The organism is Autumnicola edwardsiae, assembly GCF_031846505.1.
GTDB classification, from domain to species: Bacteria; Bacteroidota; Bacteroidia; order Flavobacteriales; family Flavobacteriaceae; genus Autumnicola; species Autumnicola edwardsiae.
Genome location: NZ_JAVRHP010000024.1, coordinates 1 through 22,091, shown reverse-complemented (window position 1 = coordinate 22,091; position 22,091 = coordinate 1). Strand labels below are relative to the sequence as shown.

Genomic DNA, 22,091 nt, shown 5'->3' with positions numbered 1-22,091 from the left:
AGAACCAATCAAAAATATGAGTAAAACTATAATTATATCGAACAGATTACCCTTACAAATAAACATTGAAAATGATGAACTGCAAGTGACTCCTAGCGTTGGAGGGCTTGCAACAGGCCTTAAATCTTTTCATAAAGAAGGTGACAGTATTTGGATAGGTTGGAGCGGCATGCCAGAAGAAGAGATTCCTGAACATTTATTAGAAGATGTAAAAAACAAAGCCAGGGAAGAAGATTGCATAGCCGTAAACCTTACTCAAGATGAAATTGAGGGATTCTATTATGGATTTAGCAACCGTACCATATGGCCGCTTTTCCATTACTTTATGGAATTTACTGAATCTGACGATTGGTATTGGGAAACTTATAAACAGGTGAACCAGAAATATGCAGACGAAGTTCTTAAACATTATCAGGAAGGGGATCATATTTGGGTTCACGATTACCAGTTGCTTCTTGTGCCTAATATGATAAGGGAGCAGGCTCCAGATGCGATAATTGGCTTTTTTAACCACATCCCATTTCCTTCTTATGAAGTTTTTAGGACACTACCCTGGAGGGATGAAGTTCTTGAAGGAGTCTTAGGTGCCGATTTAATTGGTTTTCACACCTATGACTATGAACGTCATTTTCTTAGTTCGGTTAGCCGAATTTTAAGGCACCAGGTAGATTTTAATGAAATAACACTTCCGGACAGGATTGTAAAGGTAGATTCCTTCCCCATGGGAATAGACTACGATAAGTTCGAAAAAGCAGCCCTGGATCACTTTGAAAAGACTTCAGAAAATCATTCTGAGCTTCAGCAAAGACTGGATCACCATCTTAAGGCCACACCAGATGCAAAACTAATCTTAAGTCTGGACCGCCTGGATTATACCAAAGGAATAGCCAACCGTCTAAGAGCTTTTGAATATTTTCTGGATAAGTATCCTGAATTTATAGAAAAAGTAAGGCTTGTTATGCTTGCGGTCCCGTCGCGATCCAATGTCCCCCAGTACCAAAGGTTAAAAAGGGAAATTGATGAACTTGTAGGTCGTATAAATGGAAAATTCTCTACGGTTAGTTGGACGCCTATCTGGTATTTCTACAGATCTATGCCTTTTGAAAATCTTATTGATCTCTATACTTCCTGCGATATTGCATTACTTACCCCAATTAGGGATGGGATGAACCTTGTTGCAAAAGAGTATATAGCTACCAGGACCAATCATACCGGAGTTTTAATTTTAAGTGAAATGGCAGGTGCAGCACACGAAATGAATGAGGCGCTTATTATTAATCCGAACAATTTTGACCAGATGGCTTCTACATTAAAACAAGCTTTTGAGATGCCAGAAGAGGAACAGATCTCCCGGAATAAAATGATTCAGAAGAGATTAAAACGGTACAGCGTAGAGAAATGGGCCCAGGACTTTATGAAGGCCCTTCGCAATACTGAAGATAACCGGCAGGCTTTTGAAGCGATAAGAATAAACTCGAAAGTGTACGATGATCTTCTGGAAACCTACAAAAATGCAAAAAGCAGGATTCTCTTTCTGGATTACGATGGTACGCTGGTAAACTTTGCCGATAAACCGGAAAATGCCAAACCAGACGAAGAAATAATTGCCCTTATCAAGCGATTAGCCAACCAAGAGAAAACAGAGGTTATTCTTATTAGTGGAAGGGATAAAGACACCCTTGGCAGATGGTGGGAGGATACTCCTATAGACCTTATTTCTGAACATGGCACCTGGGTAAGGGAGAAAGGTAAAGATTGGGAGCTTTCAGAAAATGTAAAGAATGACTGGATGGAGGCTGTAAGACCTGTAATAGAAAACTTTGTAGACAGGACCCCCGGTACTTTCATTGAGGAAAAAAATTATTCCCTGGCATGGCACTATAGAAAAGCCGATCCCGAATTAGGGGAAATCAGGGCAAATGAACTATCAAATGTTCTAAAAGAACTTATCTCTAACCACGGGTTAAGCGTTCTAAACGGCAACAAGGTTTTGGAGATTAAAAGCAGTGGGGTGAACAAAGGAAAGTCATCTAATAAGAAGCTAAAGGATCAAGACTTCATTTTCGCCATTGGTGACGATTGGACAGATGAATATATGTTCAAAGAGTTACCTGAAAAGGCTTATACCGTAAAAGTTGGGATTAAACAAACCAGTGCCAGGTATTATGTAGAAGATACAAAACGAGTGAGAACGCTTCTTAAGGCCTTTACCGACAATGACTAACAAGGCTATGTTAAAAATTTGACATTTTAAAATAAAGTTTATATCAATGTTAACTAGCAGTTTATGGTCTTAAAGCTAATTCGCAGTAATTTTATATACTAATTTAAATTACGAACTAAACTATAAAACTTATGAAATCAGGTAAATTATTGTTAGGATTAATTTCAGGGGCAGCTGCAGGTGCAATTGCCGGAATATTATTTGCTCCTAAAAAAGGTGAAGATACGCGTAAAGCGATTACTCAAACGGGAGACGATTATATCTCTGGGGCTAAAGGAAAAATCAATAATTTTACAGATTCCCTAAACCATAAGGTGGAAGCCTTAAAATCAAAAACCAAAGCTAATCTTAGCAAATCAAAGACTGAAGAGAAAATAAATGAAGCTAAAGCTGAAGTTCATAAAATGAAAGCCAGTTAATGTTTCAGATATATAGATAATGCTAAAAGCTTCGGAAACGAAGCTTTTTTTTTGCCTCACCCTAAAGTTCTTCCGCCTTGTTTCGTTTTTATAGAGGTTGCATCTTTACAAAAAACAAAATAATATGATCAAAAAATTTTTACAAATTTTACCTGTACTCCTTCTAAGTATTTTAATATCATCCTCTGGATTCTCACAGCAAACAGATTCTCGTATATATCAGATAATAGATAAAGTTTCCGCGAAACGAATAGAAAGTGATATCCGAAAATTGGCAAATTTCGGTACCAGGAATACCTTTAGTGATACGGTTTCCAACACACGGGGAATTAGTGCCGCAAGAAGATGGATCAAATCTGAATTTGACAATATTTCAGATAATTGTGAAAATTGTTTAAATGTTTTCTATCAAAAAGATTTCGTAACTCCTGAAGACGGAGAACGTATACCGCATGAGGCCTGGATAGTAAACGTTATTGCTATTCAAAAAGGCACAAAATATCCTAACCGCTACATTATCATGAGCGGTGATATAGATTCCCGCAATTCTGACACTATGGATTTTGAAGGTGATGCACCCGGCGCCAATGACAATGCCAGCGGAATGGCTGGTACTATCGAAGCTGCAAGAGTGTTATCAAACTACGAATTTGAGAACAGTATTGTTTACGTAGGACTTTCGGGAGAAGAGCAAGGCCTTTTTGGCGGAAAAGGACTGGCAGAATATGCAAAGAAAAATGAATGGGAAATCATTGGCGTGCTAAACAACGACATGATAGGAAATATTGAAGGTGTAGACGGTGTTATAGATAACCGCACCTTCCGCATTTTTTCTGAACCCGTTCCTCCTACCGAAACCGAACGTGAAAGAACCATGCGCAGATTTTATGGAGGAGAAGTAGACGGAATTTCCCGTCAGCTTGCCAGATATATTCACGAAAACACAGAAACTTATATGCCCGAAATGAACCCGATGATGATCTACAGACTGGATCGCTTTGGTCGTGGTGGTCATCACAGGCCTTTTAATGATCTTGGTTTTGCGGGTGTGAGAATAATGGAAGCTCACGAAAACTACAATCGTCAACATCAGGATTTAAGGAGCGAGGACGGGATAACATATGGAGATGTAATTGAAGGCGTAAATTTTGATTATGCCAAAAAGCTCACTGCCGTAAACGCCATTAACCTGGCAAGCCTTGCCTGGGCACCACCTGCACCTAAGAACGTAGAAATTGGTGGAATTGTAGAACCTTCTACAAAGTTGAAATGGGAAAAAGTAGAAGGAGATATTGCAGGTTATAAAATTTACTGGAGGGATACTACTTCTCCAACCTGGGACCACTCCCGTTTTGTAGGCGATGTAAACGAATTTACCCTTGAAGGTATAGTAATAGATAATTATTTTTTTGGTGTCGCTGCTGTTGGAAGAGACGGGCATGAGAGTCTGGTGGTTTTCCCTTCAGGCACTTTCAGTTAAGGCAAATGCTCTAAGCCTCTGAAAATCCCGGAATCTTATTTAAGCTTCCGGGATTTCTAATTTCCACATTTTTGTTCTCTTGTAGCAACAACTAATGTTATCGCCTTTACTTAACTAAGGGAAAATATCTTTTTTTAAGAAAAGTTTTCTTTATTGTCTGCAACTACCTTCGCTTCTCCTCCCCCGTGATTTCCTATATACATTTATACATTCATAAATTTACATAAATCCTTAAGTATTAATTAACAATACTTTATATAAAGCTTAAATAAGCCTGAACAGCTATGTTCTTATCTTTATTAGAATCCGAAAAAAAGCTATGGCAGACCTACAAGTAGAGAAGAAAAAATCGAGGTGGCTATGGATTATACTTGCTGCGCTCATGCTGGGAATAATCTTACTCGTTTTTTTATTTCAGGAGGGCAATGTTGATGAAAGAGATAATGACCGGGAAGAAGTAGAAGAAATTAGCATGGCACCTAAGGTATTGCTTAGATCTTCCAATGTAGATTTAATACAAACCATGCATACGCCTTTCAGAATTAATAAGGAAGCGCTGGTTTAAAAACGTTGATTAACAGAATTAAATATAAAGCTATGAGTACAAAACATAAGAATCAGCATCTATTTCATTTTAGTGAATTATCAGATTACAAAATTTCCAGTAAAGATCCCGACATCAGGGGCTGGGACGTAAAAGATTCAGACAATCGCGTTATTGGAAAGGTAGATAATTTACTGGTGAATAAGGATATTGAAAAGGTGGTTTACCTGGATGTGGAAGTAGACGAAACTATTATTGAGGCCAACCACGATCCTTATGGCAGGCCTGCCAACAGAGATGTTCATGAATTTGTAAACAAAGAAGGTGAGAACCACGTGATTATTCCTATTGGCATGGTGGGAATAAACCGTGTTCACAAATTTATTTACACAGATACTATAGATCACCGGACGTTTGCAGAGACAAAACGTTATCGTTCAGGAAATCCTATAGACAGAGGCTATGAAGAAACTGTACTACAGTCTTACAATCGTGGCTCCTCTTCGGAAGATGTAAGAAAAAGTGATCTGGAATATGAGAGAAATTCCGGAAGTAGAATTCCTGACGAGGAAGTGCGCCGGAGGGAGATTGAAGCACAGGAACACCCTCGACACCAGGAAAATGCAACATCAAAAAGAAATGTGGTGAATTCCGAAAAACACGCAGATACTTCTTATGACAAGGATTTCCAGAGTGACAGAGAAAAGCGAAATTCTCAGGATCATGATTTTACAGGAGACCACACACGTAATGAAATGGACGACCGCGGGTATAAAGAAGATCGCCTGGATGAAAGGAAAGTCGCTGGAAATAATCCGAAAGCGCCTAAGTCAAGTTCTGCTTACGACCAACAATATCAAAGCGAAGAGCAACAACAAAGACCGGAAAATGAAGACTTCCTGGATGAAAGTGACAATGAATCCTTCAGAAACAGAGAAAATAAAAACAGAAGAAATTCAGACGATCCCTTCTACCAGAGAACCGAGTTTCACAACAAAGATTACAATGGGAGAAGGGAAGGATAATTAAGTACCAAATATTTGTAATAAATGCAACTCTGGGCGATTTTATAAAACTTAGAGTTGCATTTTTAGATTTATCGTATTTAGAATTAGAACCTAAATCCAAAAGCAAAGGAAAACCTGGCTCCCTCGCCGCCTGAAAATAAGCTAAACGTCCCATTTATAGCTTCGGCACTATTAATCCAGATCCCACCTCCATAACTGTCATGCCAGAGCGAATTCTGTTTAAAATCTGCCCATACACGCCCAAGGTCATACCCTCCAAAAATTCCGATCTGGAAAGGAAGAATATTGGTCTTGACCGTATTAAAACTGTAACGAAGATCAGCTCCCGTGGCAAATGCACTTTTACCAATAAACCGTTCCTGCCGGTATCCTCGAAGGCCAGTATCTCCACCTAAAGCTGCGGCCTGATAAAATTCATACCCATCCCCCATATTGAGATGAGCCTGCACCTTGGTTTTTAGTACAACCTTTCTGTTCTTGGATATTGCATTATAAAAACTCCAGTACGGTTTAAAATAGCCAAAATGCTGGTCTGTATCTCCAATGTTAAGTTTACCTCCAAGGTTCAGCTCAAATCGCATTCCTCTTGTAGGATTTAATCTGTCATCATAACTCTCATACCTGTATAAAGCGTCTAGTCCCGCAAAATATTTTCTGTCGAAGAATTCACTTTCCTCATCTGCATTAAAATTTTCAGTAATAAACCGCCCTTCTGTCGCCTCCACTTCTATAGCTTCAAAATTTGCCTTATATTCAAAATAGCTTCCAAAAGGAGTGGCATTAACGAACCCTACATCTGCCCCTACCCTGCTTATCTTTGTCCGGTTATAGTCCATTCCCAGTTCATCTTCAAAATTTGGGGTTTCATTACCATAACCAAAGAAATTCCTGGCAAAATTGGGACTGGTAAAATGTGCGCCTGCCTGTAAATTATAGTTTCCAAGAATATGAGCAAATTCCCCCTGATAATTAAGGTCGAAACCGCCTGTAGCAAAATAGAAACCACCACCGAAGGTGTGTTTTGAAGTGAACGGATTTCTTTTAAAGCCGTATTTGGCAAAGCTGGCCTCTACTCCAATTTTAAAACCTTCATCTGGGTTATAGCCTATTTCCGGAGTGATATTTCCAGACGTATAATTTTTCTTATTTTTATCGTAAGTATTGGTTTCATACCTGTTTGAGAACCTGAACTTTGCATCTGCTCCTTCTTTTATGGTGTTAGGCTTTGTTTTGTGATCATAGATTTTCAGTTTTTCCTTATTTCTTATGGTATAGACGTCATTGTTTTGCCCACCAATGATGCGTAAAAAAATGCAATTATCGCCCTCACCTTCTACTGTAATCTGGTCATCATCGTCTAGAGCATAAATCCAGATATCATGAGTATCTTTCTTGTCATATATTTTATCGCTAACAATTTCTGCACGTTCGCCGTCCTTGTTTCTCGAAATGGTTACACGGGTGCGGCCTTCAGTCATTCTAACCACATCAACAAAATCATCTTTATCTGTACCGGTAACAATAGCGAGTTTTGCAAAATGCTCGTAATACCGTTCTGCTATAGCCACTATATTATCGCGCCGCGCCTTTACATTTTCTATGAGCTCATCTGTAGTCTCACCAAGCGTTTCCGGGGGTAATTGGGAAAAAGCCTCTTCAATCACCTCGTCGGTAACATTTTTCTGAATGAATTGGGCCTCTTCCAGCCAGGCTTCCCTTCCAACATTTTGCAGCAAAGACCTGTCCAGCCCAGTGGCTGCAATGTTGAACCACTGGATGTCTGTTATATCTGCTCCATAGACTGCAAATTGATTCGCAAATCCTGCCAAAGCTCTTAAGGTTCCGAAAAAGGCTCCATCAAAATTGGAAAAAACCTGATCGCGGTCACGTGGAATAGGACGAAAGATCCTGTTGCCATCCCCTGTTTCAATTTCTGCCCACCTCCATTGATCCTGATGCCGGTCCCAATCTCCTATAAGCATATCAAAAACGCGTGCTCTCACATAAGCAGATTCGTCCAGCTTATATCTCTCGTCTCTTCTCAAACGCTCAAACATTCCGGCTGTACTAACAATATCGTGATCTGGCCGGCCAAAACTTTCGTAATCCAGCCAATTCTCTTCCGGCCGTTCTACCAGCATATACACCTCATCCCCGTGCCCTTCATTATATTTGCCTAATTTCTTTTGTTTAGGTAAATAGAACACCTCAGGATTGGTATGGTATACGTTTGCCGCCTCAGAAAGATTTGGGATTGCCAAAAAAGCATAGGGATGTGCCGAGGTATAAAAATCCTGAACAAAACGTTCTGCTATCGTATTTTCCAGTTGATCTTCTACGGGTTTGTTTTTATAAGCCACGGTTTGTAAAAACTGAACTGCTTCCTTTCTTATTCTGCGGAAGTTGTATTCTCTTCCCAGACTATCTTTTACACGAAGAGATACCGTCTGGTGCCCTCCCCCTTCTCTTATTACGTCAAGGCCTCCATAAAGGGTATCAAGATCTGCTACTTTAAATTTTATTTCTTTCCCGTAAAGCTCCCGGTAGCGCTCACCCCATAGTGTTGTAAATGCTTCACCTTTTTCAGTTTCCTCTTCAGAATAGATGGAGGCTGTCATTGTTTTTGGAAAACTATCAGGCACTTCTGAAATATCATAATCTAAAGGAGCAGGAAAGACTTCCCGTTGGTACAACAAATTAGGCTGGTTATTTTTATTTCCGTAGAAACTTACCCAAGAAGAACCGTCTGCAAACACATCATAAACTGCAAAACCCTGACCTTCATACACAAAAAGACCATCATTGCTTAATCTCACATACGAAGCCTTGGATCCTGATCCCGAAACTATCTGCTTTATATTATTGTTGATTAGATATTGCAGGGAATGCTCATGGCCCGAAACAAAAATTAATCGTTCTCCCTGCTGTGCTAGTGTGGTTAATCTCTGCACCAGAGATTTATAACGTTCATTTTGGGCATCCTGAATAGAAACTCCTCCTGTTGTCCTTACCAGGCTCACCAGAGAACCTAAAACCGGTACAGGAATTTTTTTCTGAGAAGGATAAAGGTGACTGTCGAAGTCATACTGTCCTCCATGGGTTCCATTAGTCAGCATTGGATGATGCACTGCAATAATTACAGTTTTATCATGATTCTTTTTAATTTCAGACTCCACCTCCAGAAACATCGCTTCGCGTGTTTTAATACCATCGCAATCATCGTTTATCGTAGGATGCCTGTCCCAATCTTCAAGGTACCACTGGGAATCTATAACGATCATTTGGATATTTTCTGTAATTTCAAGCACATCCAGTCCGCAACCTGTATCTGGAACCCAGGTTACGTTATTTTCAGAATTTTCCTTAAGGTATTCTTTCTGTCTCTCAAGGCCGTTTATGCCCTTACTGTACCAGTCGTGATTTCCGGGTATGAAAAGAACATTTCCGTCATAATTCTCCAGGGCATCAAGTTGAGCATCTAAGCGATATTCAGCTTCTTCCCGATTAGAATTCTCCGTACCGGGCATTCCTACAGGATAAATATTGTCACCTAAAAAAACAGAATATTGTTCAGGACGATTAATCGAATCTAAAAAGTTCTTAAAAGCAATAAGACCAATAGAACTCCCGCCAATTGGGGAATACCCTCCATCCCCCAGAAAGTAAAAAGATTTCTCTATCTCTTTGTCCTTAGGGTAATCAAAATTTTCTTTTAGTTCACCCTCACGATATTTGGCACCGGCAGAAGAACATGACTGGAAAATGATTACAGCCAGAATGGCAATGATCACGTATTTTAATTTCATAAACAGTTTGGTAATATTTTTTGTAATTTGGCAAGAAAATTTAAGTCTCCGGTATATGAACAACCTCATTGAGAAAGCAGATAAATTTGTACATAATCTTTTTAAAGAAAAGCTTCCAAACACCTATATATACCACAACTACAAGCATACGGAGCGCGTAGTTAAAAGTACTAAAGAAATAGTCGATAGTTCTGAAATTAATGTTAAAGAAGAAGATGCGCTCATACTGGCAGCGTGGCTTCATGACACGGGTTACACCAGAACGTACCACGGCCATGAAGAAGAAAGTGTAAAAATTGCTACGGATTTTCTTAAAGAAAATAACGCCACAAAAGAGCTTGTTGAAAAAGTGACGACTTTGATAAGGGCTACAAAATTTGACAACCACCCGGAGACTGAGGCAGAAAAAGTTATAAGGGACGCAGATTCCTCCCATTTTGCAAAAGATTATTTTGAAGAGGCCAGCGAGTTTTTAAGGCAGGAACTTCAGCTTCACAATATTAAAAATTTTAGCGGTGCAGAATGGATTCAGGAAAACATTCGTTTGTTTACAGAAAAACATCAGTACTATACCGCCTATGCCCTGGAAAACTGGAAACCGGGAAAAGAAGAGAATCTTTTAGAGCTTATCGAAGATCAGAAAAAAAGACAAAAGAAACTTCAGAAAGAAGAACATAAGGCCAGGCTTAAAGCTCAATATAAAAATGACAATCCCGAACGAAGTATACAAACAATGTTTCGGGTCACCCTTAGGAACCATATTAAACTAAGCGATATCGCAGATACTAAGGCCAATATCTTGTTGTCTGTTAATGCCATTATCATTTCTCTGGCACTTGCCAATCTTATTCCAAAACTTGATGCGGCATCCAATAAGCACCTCCTCATACCCAGCATGGTGCTCATACTGTTTAGTGTAGCGTCTATTATTCTCTCCATAATGTCCACAAGGCCGAATGTAACCAGCGGGGAATTTACCAAAAAACAGGTTGAAGACCGGGAAGTAAACCTGCTGTTTTTTGGCAATTTTCATAAAATGCCTTTTGAACAATTCCGTTGGGGGATGAAGGAAATGATCAAAGACAAAGATTTTGTGTATGAATCTCTCATGTTAGATTTGCACCTTCTGGGAAAGGTCCTGCATAGAAAATATTTTCTGCTAAGGCTTACCTATACTGTTTTTATGGTGGGAATAATCGTATCGGTAATAAGTTTTGTAATTGGCTTCTACTTAATGTAATTCCTGCATCAGGTTTTCGTAAGTAATATTTTCCTCTTCAGGATTGTCTCCTGTAGAATAAAGCACATTAACCCTTATCGCCTTTAAGCCAATTACGCCTTGCACATCCTGCAACTCCAGCAGTTCCACTTCTTCTCCTAAATAATTCTTGGCCTGGAGGTATTTTATATACCTTAGATATTCCCTTTCATCACTTCTTTGGGAGTAAATAATCGCTATTTTGCCTTTTTGGGTGATCCTTTCTTCCGTATCCTTTATATATGCTTTATCAATTCTCTTCTTAATAATTTCATATCGCGCGTTGTAAGTACCGTCCACATCAAATTTCTTCTCATCCATACGATACCTTATAGACATGGTACTATTATAGACGAGAATCAAAGAAGCGGCATCTAATTTAATTGGAGTACTTTCCTGCAGCTGGTAAAACCTGTTTTCCATTTCGCACATCGTACTCAACTGCCACAATCGCAAGTTGTACAGATATATTTTATTGAAGGGCTTGTTGTTGGCCATCGAGGCTCCAATATAAATATTGTGGTCTACCCCGTCGGTTTTATAGCGTTCAAAGTAATGCGGATAAATTTTTTGCGCCTGCACCTGCTTCCTGTCTATATAGCGGGACATTGTTCTATTAACGTTCTGGACGGTATCATCATACTTCTTCCTTTCATCATACACCAGTCCGGTCTCCGGGTTTAGCATAGCTTCATACTCTTCCACCTCCTGCTTCAGTTCCCTGGATTGCTTCCTAAGGTGTGACATTATAGGATTAACCTCCTTCTGGAGGAGATTAAATACTTTTTGTTCACTGGAAGCATTTAAGCTTCCCTCAAGTTCCTCTTTAAATTCTGAAATCCTGAATCCAACCTGCTCATAAATGGTTAGTTCTTCTATTTCAGAACCCATTTCGATGATATCGAGAATAAGGTTCAGTTGAATCAAAAGATCTTTCTGAATTGCAGAATTTCTTGCTTCCGAAGAAGCTACAATGTCAATTTGCCCATATAGTGGATAAACGTTTTTGAAGCTTATGTCTTTAAAAGAAGCCAGGCCATCATCATCCAGATCTTTTATAAACTTTCTAGCTTCTTTTTCAAATACCCAAAGAACACTAGGGTGAATAGAAGTACATTCACTCTGTATAATTGCCTTAACCCGGTTTTCAAAATCGGAACGATTGCGTTCTACGGCTGTAACGATGTATGGCAGAATTTCGTCCAGCTTTAAAGCGTTTATGCTATGCAGTTCGTTTTTTCTTTCAGAAACCAATTCCAGAACACCCAGTAATCTGCCTTTTTTTGCTACCGGTGCGAGAATACAGCTTTTCACGTTATTGGCTTTCAGATTTTGTGAAAGCAAATTGTTGCCCGTCTTTTTTGCGTAAGATTTAACATTAGAAATAGAGAAATAGGTATGCCCTTCAACAAGCTTCTTATATGCCTGCTCACAAAGCCCCTTCTCACTGTCCAGAGATGTGCTGTTATTTAAAAGAAAACTTGTAGTTTGATCACTCTCTAAAGGTTCAAAACTCTTTTCTGAAGCATCAAAAACTGTGAATCCTACCCGTAGATCTGGAATTTTGTAGATAGACCGGAATATTTCCTCCAGGTTTTTTAACTCGTCTTTCTCTGAAGATTCATTGTACAAAAGAGTGGTTTTCAATTTCGAAATTGCATCGTCTATCGTAACATCGGTAAGGTTTACAATTGTAAAACCTTTAAACACATAGCTCCTGGGAGGAAATTTTTCTTTCCATAGATCGATATCATCAATATTCTGTATAAGAAGATCCACATCTTCCTGCGTTATTTCAGGAGCATTTTCTTTAGGATAAACATCTATAAAGTCCCCATTCACGGCAATTCTATAATGCCGGGTAACACCATTTTCATCGGGAATATCGTAGTAAAGCGGGCGTGAAAAATCGATATCATAACCATACTCTTCTTTAAGGATGTTTATACATGCATTAATGTAATGTGTATCCTTGTTCATGTTTCGGGTTTCCAGAACAAACTCGTCGCCGGCGAGTTCTAATATCTTTTTTAACCTGCTGGAGACATTAAAAAGGATGTTATGGTAAGGTATGGATGCAGCTTTAATTTCATTATTGGTAAGAACAGTAGGAAAAAGGTCATTCAATAAAATCTTTATTGGTTCCTCAAATTTTTTAAGATCACAGGCATCCTTAATACCTTCTGTAAGTTCAGGAAAAGTGGAAATATACTCCATCATATCCTCCATATAATCGTTGGATATCCTGTTATGTTCTTTGTTCAGTTCAGCTTTATACTGCTCAATTACTTTATGAAAACTTATTTTTATTTCTAAGGGAAAATCTTCCATCTGTTCCTTCATAATACCTCAATATATGGCTAAATTACCTGTTCTAAATTTTCTTAAATATTCATGGACCACAAATTAACAATTATTAACAAGATTTTATTAGAAATGCTAAAGAGTACCATTACAGTTGCTTATTTTTGTTCATAAACAAACACATTTTTTTATGCGGAATTTAATAATTTTATTTGCTTTTGCCATTTTAGCGGCTTCCTGTGAGGAGGAAAAAGGATACTTCTTGAGCGGAACTATTGAAGGTGTCGAAGATGGAACCAACGTCTACATTTCTGAAATTAGCGAAGAAACCGAAAGACCTGCAATTATAGATACAACACAGGTCCAAAATGGCAAATTTGAGGTGGATCTTGAGGAAAATAACCAGCCTAATTTGAGTTTTATCGCTTTTGACGGAATAGAAGGAAATATTATTTACATTTCTGAAGATGAGGAAATAACTATTGAAGCCTATAAAGATAGTCTTAGAAGTTCGAGAATTTCGGGAGGTAAAGAAAACCGTGCTTTAAACGATTACATGAGCCATCTAAAAGAGGTGAATCGTAAAATAAAATCTGGTCGTGCAGACATGAAAGAAGCATACAATGCCCAGGATTCTTCACGTTTTGCGACCCTTCAGGCAACAGAGCAGGAAGTGAAAGATAATGACATGGTTTTTAGGAAAAAAATCCTGAAAAAAAACCAGGATTCTTACGTTTCACTTATGATCCTCATGGATATGCTGAACATGAAAGTTACTCCTGTAAAAGAAATCCAGGAAATGTACCAAAATCTTTCTGAAGATCTAAAACAGACCACCCTTGGCAAAGGACTGGAGAAAACTTTGGAACAACGGGCTATTGTAGCTATTGGAAATAAAGCACCAGAATTTTCGGCTCCTACTCCAGACGGTTCTGAACTTTCCCTCTCAGACGCTATGGGAAAAGTGACCATTATCGACTTTTGGGCGGCATGGTGCAAGCCCTGTCGTGCAGAAAATCCTAACGTTGTGAAAATCTATAATAAGTATCATGACGACGGACTAAATATCGTTGGGGTTTCTCTGGATCGTCCCGGCCAAAAGGACAGGTGGTTACAGGCCATAGAGGACGATGGTCTGGAATGGCATCATGTCTCTCACTTAGAATTCTGGCAGGATCCTGTAGCGCGACTTTACAATATCCAGTCGATTCCCGCAACTTTTATTTTAGATGAAAACGGCGTAATCGTAGATCGTGACCTTCGTGGAGATGATCTTGAAACCCGGATACGCGAATTACTTAATTAAAATAAGGTCAGAAAAGATATTTACTGATTTCTTTAAATAAAAACCAGCTTTTTAAAAGGTGCAGGTCGAAATTTGCCAGTTATCGACCTGCTGTTGTTAAAGTGGCCTTTTAAGTATATAAATTAGTGATTCTGAAGAAAATTATCATTTCAGAATTACGTTAAAAGGTTAAACCTACCAGTTTTTAAAAATTTGGTAGAATCTCGTGGAAAGTGTAATCCGAAATTTGCCAATTATCGACCTGCTTTTATGAAATGTCAAAATACGAACAAAGCATCCAAGCAAAAAAGACTTTCAGCATCTCCTGAAAGTATTCTTATTGTAAGTAATGGCTGGAAAGAAATGAGTAGTACGAAAATTGCCATTTTTGAACCTGTTCTTAGAAGGCTGCCCCCTATTACTTCAGAAGAAAACCAATATTTACCCGAATAGTAATTTCCATTTCACCAGGAGCTATGGACTCTTGGCTACTTTTACTGCTTTCGTCCATCATCGCCATTCTATACATTGGCTGCGGATTATTTACTGTTCCTTCACTTATAGAAACTGCCTTTCCTATTTCTTGTCCTAAAGGGGACACAAGTTCTTCAGCTTTCCTTTTTGCATCCATAACAGCCTTTTTCCGGGCTTCGGTTTCATACTTTTCAGCTTCCGAAGATTTAAAATCCACACCGTCAATTCTATTAAGTCCTTCTTCTAATAATCCGGACATAATCATTTCATAATCTTCAATATCTTCCAGCGTAATAGATATCGCCTGGTTGGCTGAAAAGGAATACGTCTTCTCATTGTAATTATAAGATTTATTCAGCGTAACATATTCTGTATTAATATTTTTCTCTTGAATTTGATTCTCCTTCAGGAATTTTATCACAGAATTTACTGCTTCATCATTTTGCTTCTTTACAGCAGCCGCACTTTCACCCTCGTGCTCAATTCGGGCTCTAATTATAACTTTATCTGGCACAACATTTACCGTACCTTCGCCGGTAACATTTACGAGATGAGTTTCCCTTTCCTGAGCCTGAGATCCTGTAGCACAAAGAATCACCACCAGGAATAAAATTTTCTTTATCATTTTTTCAATATTTAGAATTGTTAAACTTAGTTGTACATCAAATTTTTCCCATTTTTTGTAGAACAAACAAAATTACCAGAGGAATTGCCAGCAGGATCACCATGAGCAAATGGCTTTCAAAAACCTGCGGAGCCAACACCAGGGTAAGAAGATAACCTCCGGCAGCACCACCAAAATGAGCATCATGTCCTATATTCCCAATTTGTTTTTTCATGCCCCAGATCGTGTAAAGCAAATAGCCAATCCCAAAGATATAGGCAGGAATAGGTATTACAAAAAACAGCCCAAGCATCATATCTGGACGTAGGAGAATAGCAGAATATAAGATTCCCATAACGGCACCACTGGCTCCAACGGCCCTGTAATGAAGTTCATTTTGATGAAAAAAATAAGAAAGCAGATTTCCCAAAATTAAACTCGCCAGGTAAATAATCACAAAACCTGTAGTTCCCAACCCGTAAATGACCACATTTGCGAAAAAGTAGAGCGTAAGCATATTTACAAAAAGATGTGTGGTGTTTACATGCAAAAAACCCGATGTCAATATTTGATAATTGGCACCTCTCTTAATATCTCCAACATTAAATTTGTACTTTTCAAAAAAGGCATTATCATTAAACCCCTTAAAAGAAATAATTACGTTTGCTGCGATCACTATTATGGTCACCAGACTCAAATCTCCCATATCTGCTTAAATTTAGTGTCAAATATACCATATATTTGCTGAAACTTTTTTTATGCATGCCCTGGTTTTTTGGTTGATTTACCCCCTGCTATGGACTATTTCGATTCTGCCTTTCAGACTGTTTTACGCGGTATCTGATGTCGTTTACTTCCTTGTTTACCACATAATTGGTTACCGGAAAAAAGTAGTTGCAGAGAACCTAAAACTGGTTTTTCCGGAAAAGACTGAAGAAGAACGATTCAGAATAAGAAAAAAGTTCTATTCGCACATGTGCGACATGTTCCTGGAAATGATCAAAACTCTCACAATTTCTGAAAAGGAACTTAAGAAGCGCTTTATATTTAAAAATCCAGAAGAGGTTCTTCGTCTACAGGACCAGGATAAAAGCATTATGATGATGTGCGGGCACTACGCGAGTTATGAGTGGATGATTGCTTTACAGCTGTATGGACTTAGGATAACGGCATATGGTATCTACAAAAAGATTAAGAACCCTCATTTCGATAAATTAGTTAGGGATATTCGCGGGAGGTTTAAGGGGGAACTTATTTCAACTTCTAAGGCCACAATGACTATTACGAAGCATGAAAGTAGGAATGAACGAGCAATTTACGCCATGGTTGCAGACCAATCTCCGAAATTAGCCAAATCGAAATATTGGGCTGATTTTCTGGGAACAAAGGCTCCTGTTTTTATTGGTTCTGAAAAACTGGCAAGGGAATTTAATATGGCTGTAATATACCTGAATGTGGAAAAGGTTTCCAGAGGTCACTACGTCGCCAGCCTTATTAATATTACCGATTCTGCAGCGCAAGAGCCCGATCATAAAATTGTGCGCACTTATCTTGATCTACTGCAAAACCAGATAAGACAAAAGCCGGAATTTTACCTTTGGACGCATAAGAGATGGAAGCACAGTGGCCATCCAATCCCTGAAGGTGCACAAATAATCGACTAATCAGGCAATAATATCCTGAATTTCTTTAATCATCTTTTTGGCAAGATCATCTGCCTCTTCCTGGCTCTTTGCTTCTGTATAGATTCTTATTATTGGCTCTGTGTTAGATTTTCTCAGATGCACCCAATTATCGGGAAAGTCAATTTTCACACCATCAATCGTTGAGATTTCTTCGTCGCGATGCCGCTTTTCTACCGATTTTAATATTCCGTCTACATCAAGATCTGGTGTAAGTTCAATTTTATTTTTACTCATAAAATAAGAAGGATATTCTTTTCTAAGAGCAGAAACATTTATTTGCTTTTCTGCCAGGTGTGTTAAAAACAAGGCAACTCCAACAAGACTATCCCTTCCATAATGTGCTTCAGGATAAATAATTCCGCCGTTTCCTTCCCCACCAATAACTGCCTGGGTGTCTTTCATTAATTGAACAACATTTACTTCTCCCACAGCACTTGCATTATACTTCCCGCCGTGTTTGTTAGTCACATCCTTCAAAGCTCTTGACGAAGATAAATTACTTACCGTGTTACCCTTTGTTTTACCCAAAACATAATCTGCACAGGCCACTAAGGTATATTCTTCGCCAAACATCTCTCCTTTTTCATCAATAAAAGCTAACCGATCCACATCGGGGTCTACTACAATACCACAATCGGCTTTTTCTTGTTTTACAAGTGCACAAATGTCTCCCAGATGCTCCTTTAACGGCTCGGGATTGTGAGGAAAATGTCCGTTTGGTTCACAGTATAGTTCTATTACTTCCACTCCTAATTCTTTTAGGAGTTTTGGAATGGCGATTCCCCCGGTAGAATTTACGCCGTCCACCACGACTTTAAATCCTGCACTCTTTATCTTACCTGCGTCTACAAGTTTTAATTTCAGGACTTCTTCTATATGAGTGTCTATGTAATTTTCTTTTCTGGAAATAGAACCTAAATCATCTACTTCAGCAAAATCAAAGGATTCATTTTCGGCAAGATCAAGAATTTTAGCCCCCTCTTTACCATCAAGAAATTCTCCTTTTTTGTTAAGCAGTTTGAGTGCATTCCATTGTTTTGGGTTATGGCTAGCGGTAAGAATAATTCCACCATCGGCTTCTTCCATGGGGACAGCAACTTCTACGGTTGGTGTAGTAGAGAGGCCAACATCAATAACGTCTATACCTAATCCTGTAAGCGTATTCATTGTTAATTCCTGAATCATCTTTCCGGAAATTCTGGCATCTCTTCCAATGACTACTTTTAATTTATCTTTTTGACTTTCCTTCTTAAGCCATGTACCATAAGCTGCAGCAAATTTGACAGTATCTATAGGAGTAAGATTTTCAGAAGTTTTTCCTCCTATGGTTCCTCTTATTCCGGAAATTGATTTGATTAAGCTCATGATTTATTTTTAAATTTTGGATATTACAGAGGCCAAATATACAAGGCTGAACCCCGAGCCCCCAAATCTTAACAAAATTTAAACAGTACCACCTAAAATTTGTACCTTCAAAAAATGAATTATTTGGCACATATTTATCTCTCGGGAGACGATAACAATTTGAAGATTGGGAATTTTATAGCAGACTCGGTTAAAGGTAAAAAATTCTTGGATTTTCCTGAACCTATACAAAAAGGTATTATTCTGCACCGCGCCATAGATCACTATACCGATACTCACCCCGTAGTTAAAAGAAGTGTACATAGACTGTTTAGCAAGTACAGCCACTACAGCCGTGTAATCGTAGACATTTTATACGACCATTTTCTCGCTGTTAACTGGAATCTTTATTCGCGGGAACCACTGGAAGAATACACCCAAAATTTCTATAATCTTCTTCGGGAAAGTGCGGCAGTTCTTCCAAAAAACGTTCAGAACTTTATGCCGTATATGTTTCGGGACAACTGGCTTTTAAGCTACGCCCGAATTGATGGAATGGAACGTATTCTTCGTCAAATGGACTATCGCACGAAGAATAAATCAAAAATGAGCCTTGCAGTGGAAGAATTGGAAATATTCTATAGCGAATTTCATGAGGAATTCACTAAATTCTTTGCCGATCTAATCACGTTTAGCAGGGAAAAAATCAAGGAGCTAAACCACGTCCAATAAATCATAAATTTTTGTTAATTTTATGCATAAATAAAGTGAATTTCAAGTAAAACGGCAAAATGGGGAATTTCTTCACAACAGGTGAGGATTTTGTACCCCCTAAAATACAAAAAGCCCCGCAAAATGCGAGGCTTCTTCTAAATTCACGGTTCCTTTCTGTTAAACCCAATACCAATTATCTCTTACCAATTTCACTTTTCTCCAGCCAAACATGGAGCCGTAGTACCAGGAATCATTGTACCTAAGCACTGTCAAACCGCTTAAAGTATAGTGTTCCCCGTTAATGTAATTCTCTTCTACAGGCTCTTCTGGTGTCCCTACAGAAGTTGAAGGATACATGCTTTCTATTCCTTTTACATCTCCAGATGACAACTTGTTTCTCTGTACAGAATATGAGCTACCGTTGTTCCTCACAATAGTAGGTTGACCATTTTTAGAAAACGAGTACGAGCTATACATCATGATTGAATTAAAATCGAGATTAGTTGTAAACTCCTCGCCATCGTAGCCCATTTCTTCGTAAGTTTCGAAGTTATGTTCTCGTCCGTTCTCTATGTTCTCATACAGAATATTGACGTGCTTGTCACGATCCACCCTGCTCTGTTCGTGCCATAGGCCAACAGCGTGGCCTATCTCATGAATAGTGTTTCCAGTGCTACAACCTCTAGCTAGTGTTATTTCCTGTCTTCCTCCTATCTTCCCAATGTATGAAGCACATCCTGCTCCAGAGGTAAAATAGATATAATCTGACTCTCCTGAACGTTCTACAAACTGGAGTGGGGTATTCTTTTCCCAATGTTCAATAGCGTCATATACACGCTCCTGGTTAGATAAATTAGAATCTAACTGATAATACACCGTGTTTTCAGGCCATAAACCAGAGGTTCTGCCTGTACTTTTTTGAGGAGTATCCCCTTCCTGGTAAACAACTTTTTTAGGCTGTAAATTAACCATGTTCTTAGGGAAAATAATATCACCCTGATATACATAAGCATTTTTAATTTCTTCCACAGGAAGTTTTTGACCTGCAAAATAAACTTGCGAGGTGGGACCCGACTGGTCCGGATAAGCTACTTCTGTTAAATTTTGGTTAAATAGATTTTTCTGGGACTCTTCTGCACTTTCTTGATTTTCTGCAATTGGATCTTCACTGCACGCGAGAATTCCCAACACGGGCAGCACAAATAAAAATTTAAATTTTCTCATAAGGAGGATTAATGTTTGGGGGATTTTTCATCCCTGTTGATAAATTTACAATACAGGATTGGCAAAGTCCATACCATAAAAATCAGTTAAAAAGACAGCCAATGCTTTAACAGCTAGTTTCCTACAAGTTCAATATAACTTTTTTAATCTACTAAAAAGAATAGCTTGTATTCCTCGTAATGAAACCTATCATTTATATAAAATATTGCATTTGAATAAGTTAAACTATCTATTGATATTTATCGTATTTTTTACCAGTACCTGAGGCAGACGAACATAAACATAAATGTCTTAAGGTGAAATTTTATGTAAAATTTAACAAAAAAAAGACCATTCAGAAAAATCTGAATGGTCACTTCTAATACTACCTCAAAACCTAGGTATTGATGTAGTAAAAATAATCTTCTGATTAATTAGTCACCCCCCGGTCAAATAATTATTGAGAAGATTACATGTTTATGTTTAGAGAATACTACAAAGGTTCGCCCTAATGTCAACTTCTAAGTCTCCATAACTAAAGTCACCGTCTATAGTTAACTGGTAAAGAGAAGTGTCTAAATCAGTATCAAAACATTCGACTACTTCATCATTTACCATGATTTCAATGTTGTCCATACCAAAACCTTCTTGCACAAAGAATGTTATTCCAACGACCAAATCTCCATCTTCTTCTACCGTGAACCTTAAAGAACCAACAGCAGTACTATTGTATATCCAGTCTATAGGAAAATTACTAGAAATTTCACCTTGAAAACCAGTGGTAATACAACCTGCATTAGCTGCAGGAAGGCAGGGTTCTGGCTGTTCTGTTTCCTCTTCTCCACAATCAGGATCAGAATCATCAACACAACCTTCGCTTTCATCTTCATTCACAATTTGATCATCATCACAATCAAATGTGCCGTAGCCTATTGCATCCTCATCACATTCATTTAAGACCCCATCGTCATCACAATCTGCAGTAGGGTTTGTACTATCGCAGTCTTCTTCACCGCCGTTTCCGCCGTCTGTTTCACCGTCATCTTGTCCGCATCCCAAAAATACGTGCCAGTAATCCACATCAGAATCTACTGTATCATCATCATCATCGGTGTTAAGAAGATCTTCTATATCGTTCCAGTTAAGATATCCGGATTTCATTACAGATCCATCTTCTATATCTGAATAATTACCTTCCCAATCCAGGAGAGTAACTTCATAATACAGATATCCTTCTTCCTCATCCTCACCCATCATTGGTGCGGGAATAGTCATGCACAAAGGTTCTGCATAATAATCTCCGTAATTATTGACGCCAGTCACAGGCATGGAATCTTCAACTAGTTGTTCATCATCTCCACCTTCGATAACATACCAAAGATCTAGACTATAATTTGCCGTATAATGCCTTCCGTTTTCTGTACAATAGTTTGTAAAGAAACATAGCTCATACAATTCACGTGGAATAATATCAAAAAACAGATAACCATATTGGTTAACGTTACGATCGTCAAAGCAAAGCACCTCTACATCTACATATTTTTTTACTCCCGCTCCAAGATCGATGGTCATCGGCAGGGCATCAGCTACATAGCCGTTATACACTCCACTATCACCCTCATCTATTGGTGCTATCCAAATCATATTACCTGCTTCATCATACACTATGAATTCCTCAAGCTGGTAAGTTCCTGGAGTCAATTCCAGATCTGCCGAATA

At 38.5% G+C, this 22,091-nt stretch carries 16 protein-coding genes; 9 read left to right on the top strand and 7 right to left on the bottom strand.

The features are described from left to right. Positions 1-16: 16 nt before the first annotated feature. The 5 genes from RM529_RS06600 to RM529_RS06580 all read left to right on the top strand — a co-directional run bounded on the left by RM529_RS06600 (position 17) and on the right by RM529_RS06580 (position 5,692). Positions 17-2,224, top strand: a complete 2,208-nt coding sequence (locus tag RM529_RS06600; protein WP_311483964.1) for a bifunctional alpha,alpha-trehalose-phosphate synthase (UDP-forming)/trehalose-phosphatase — start codon at positions 17-19, stop codon at positions 2,222-2,224. A 131-nt stretch (positions 2,225-2,355) separates the two neighbouring features. Beyond that, positions 2,356-2,643 carry a YtxH domain-containing protein gene (locus RM529_RS06595; RefSeq protein ID WP_311483963.1) on the top strand — a complete coding sequence of 96 codons (288 nt, stop codon included), beginning with the start codon at positions 2,356-2,358 and terminating at the stop codon, positions 2,641-2,643. Positions 2,644-2,767: 124 nt separating this feature from the next. Further along, positions 2,768-4,123 (top strand): M28 family metallopeptidase, encoded by a 1,356-nt coding sequence (locus RM529_RS06590; protein WP_311483962.1) that lies wholly within the window; start codon positions 2,768-2,770, stop codon positions 4,121-4,123. A gap of 319 nt (positions 4,124-4,442) precedes the next feature. Then, the gene (locus tag RM529_RS06585) at positions 4,443-4,688 is read left to right on the top strand and encodes a hypothetical protein (protein WP_311483961.1); all 246 of its coding nucleotides are present in this window, start codon (positions 4,443-4,445) and stop codon (positions 4,686-4,688) included. 32 nt (positions 4,689-4,720) lie between these two features. Next, on the top strand, positions 4,721-5,692 hold the full coding sequence (locus RM529_RS06580) for a YlmC/YmxH family sporulation protein (protein WP_311483960.1): 972 nt from the start codon (positions 4,721-4,723) through the stop codon (positions 5,690-5,692). 86 nt (positions 5,693-5,778) lie between these two features. On the opposite strand, the gene RM529_RS06575 is transcribed toward RM529_RS06580, so the two are convergent. After that, positions 5,779-9,501, bottom strand: coding sequence for a metallophosphoesterase (locus RM529_RS06575; RefSeq protein WP_311483959.1), 3,723 nt, complete (start codon positions 9,499-9,501; stop codon positions 5,779-5,781). A gap of 55 nt (positions 9,502-9,556) precedes the next feature. On the opposite strand from RM529_RS06575, the gene RM529_RS06570 reads away from it, so the two are divergent. Beyond that, entirely contained in the window at positions 9,557-10,741 is a 1,185-nt protein-coding gene (locus tag RM529_RS06570) for a Pycsar system effector family protein (protein WP_311483958.1), read from the top strand. On the opposite strand, the gene RM529_RS06565 is transcribed toward RM529_RS06570, so the two are convergent. Then, positions 10,733-13,102, bottom strand: a complete 2,370-nt coding sequence (locus RM529_RS06565) for a GAF domain-containing protein (RefSeq protein ID WP_311483957.1) — start codon at positions 13,100-13,102, stop codon at positions 10,733-10,735. The two genes, RM529_RS06570 and RM529_RS06565, sit on opposite strands and share 9 nt — an antisense overlap. A gap of 151 nt (positions 13,103-13,253) precedes the next feature. On the opposite strand from RM529_RS06565, the gene RM529_RS06560 reads away from it, so the two are divergent. Next, positions 13,254-14,369, top strand: a complete 1,116-nt coding sequence (locus tag RM529_RS06560; protein ID WP_311483956.1) for a redoxin domain-containing protein — start codon at positions 13,254-13,256, stop codon at positions 14,367-14,369. A 397-nt stretch (positions 14,370-14,766) separates the two neighbouring features. Here the strand turns inward: RM529_RS06560 and RM529_RS06555 are convergent, their stop codons facing one another. Together RM529_RS06555 and RM529_RS06550 are read right to left on the bottom strand one after the other, a co-directional pair. Continuing rightward, on the bottom strand, positions 14,767-15,447 hold the full coding sequence (locus RM529_RS06555) for an SIMPL domain-containing protein (RefSeq protein WP_311483955.1): 681 nt from the start codon (positions 15,445-15,447) through the stop codon (positions 14,767-14,769). A gap of 37 nt (positions 15,448-15,484) precedes the next feature. After that, entirely contained in the window at positions 15,485-16,132 is a 648-nt protein-coding gene (locus RM529_RS06550; protein ID WP_311483954.1) for a rhomboid family intramembrane serine protease, read from the bottom strand. A 52-nt stretch (positions 16,133-16,184) separates the two neighbouring features. Here RM529_RS06550 and RM529_RS06545 point away from each other — a divergent pair, with 52 nt between their 5' ends. Further along, entirely contained in the window at positions 16,185-17,090 is a 906-nt protein-coding gene (locus RM529_RS06545) for a lysophospholipid acyltransferase family protein (RefSeq protein ID WP_311483953.1), read from the top strand. On the opposite strand, the gene glmM is transcribed toward RM529_RS06545, so the two are convergent. After that, entirely contained in the window at positions 17,091-18,476 is a 1,386-nt protein-coding gene (glmM, locus tag RM529_RS06540) for a phosphoglucosamine mutase (protein ID WP_311483952.1), read from the bottom strand. A gap of 114 nt (positions 18,477-18,590) precedes the next feature. Here glmM and RM529_RS06535 point away from each other — a divergent pair, with 114 nt between their 5' ends. Then, entirely contained in the window at positions 18,591-19,187 is a 597-nt protein-coding gene (locus tag RM529_RS06535; protein WP_311483951.1) for an acyl carrier protein phosphodiesterase, read from the top strand. Between the two features lie 159 nt (positions 19,188-19,346). Here the strand turns inward: RM529_RS06535 and RM529_RS06530 are convergent, their stop codons facing one another. Both RM529_RS06530 and RM529_RS06525 read right to left on the bottom strand, forming a co-directional pair. Continuing rightward, on the bottom strand, positions 19,347-20,393 hold the full coding sequence (locus RM529_RS06530) for a M12 family metallopeptidase (protein WP_311483950.1): 1,047 nt from the start codon (positions 20,391-20,393) through the stop codon (positions 19,347-19,349). A gap of 462 nt (positions 20,394-20,855) precedes the next feature. After that, on the bottom strand, positions 20,856-22,091 hold a 1,236-nt coding region (locus RM529_RS06525), incomplete at its 5' end, for a hypothetical protein (protein ID WP_311483949.1).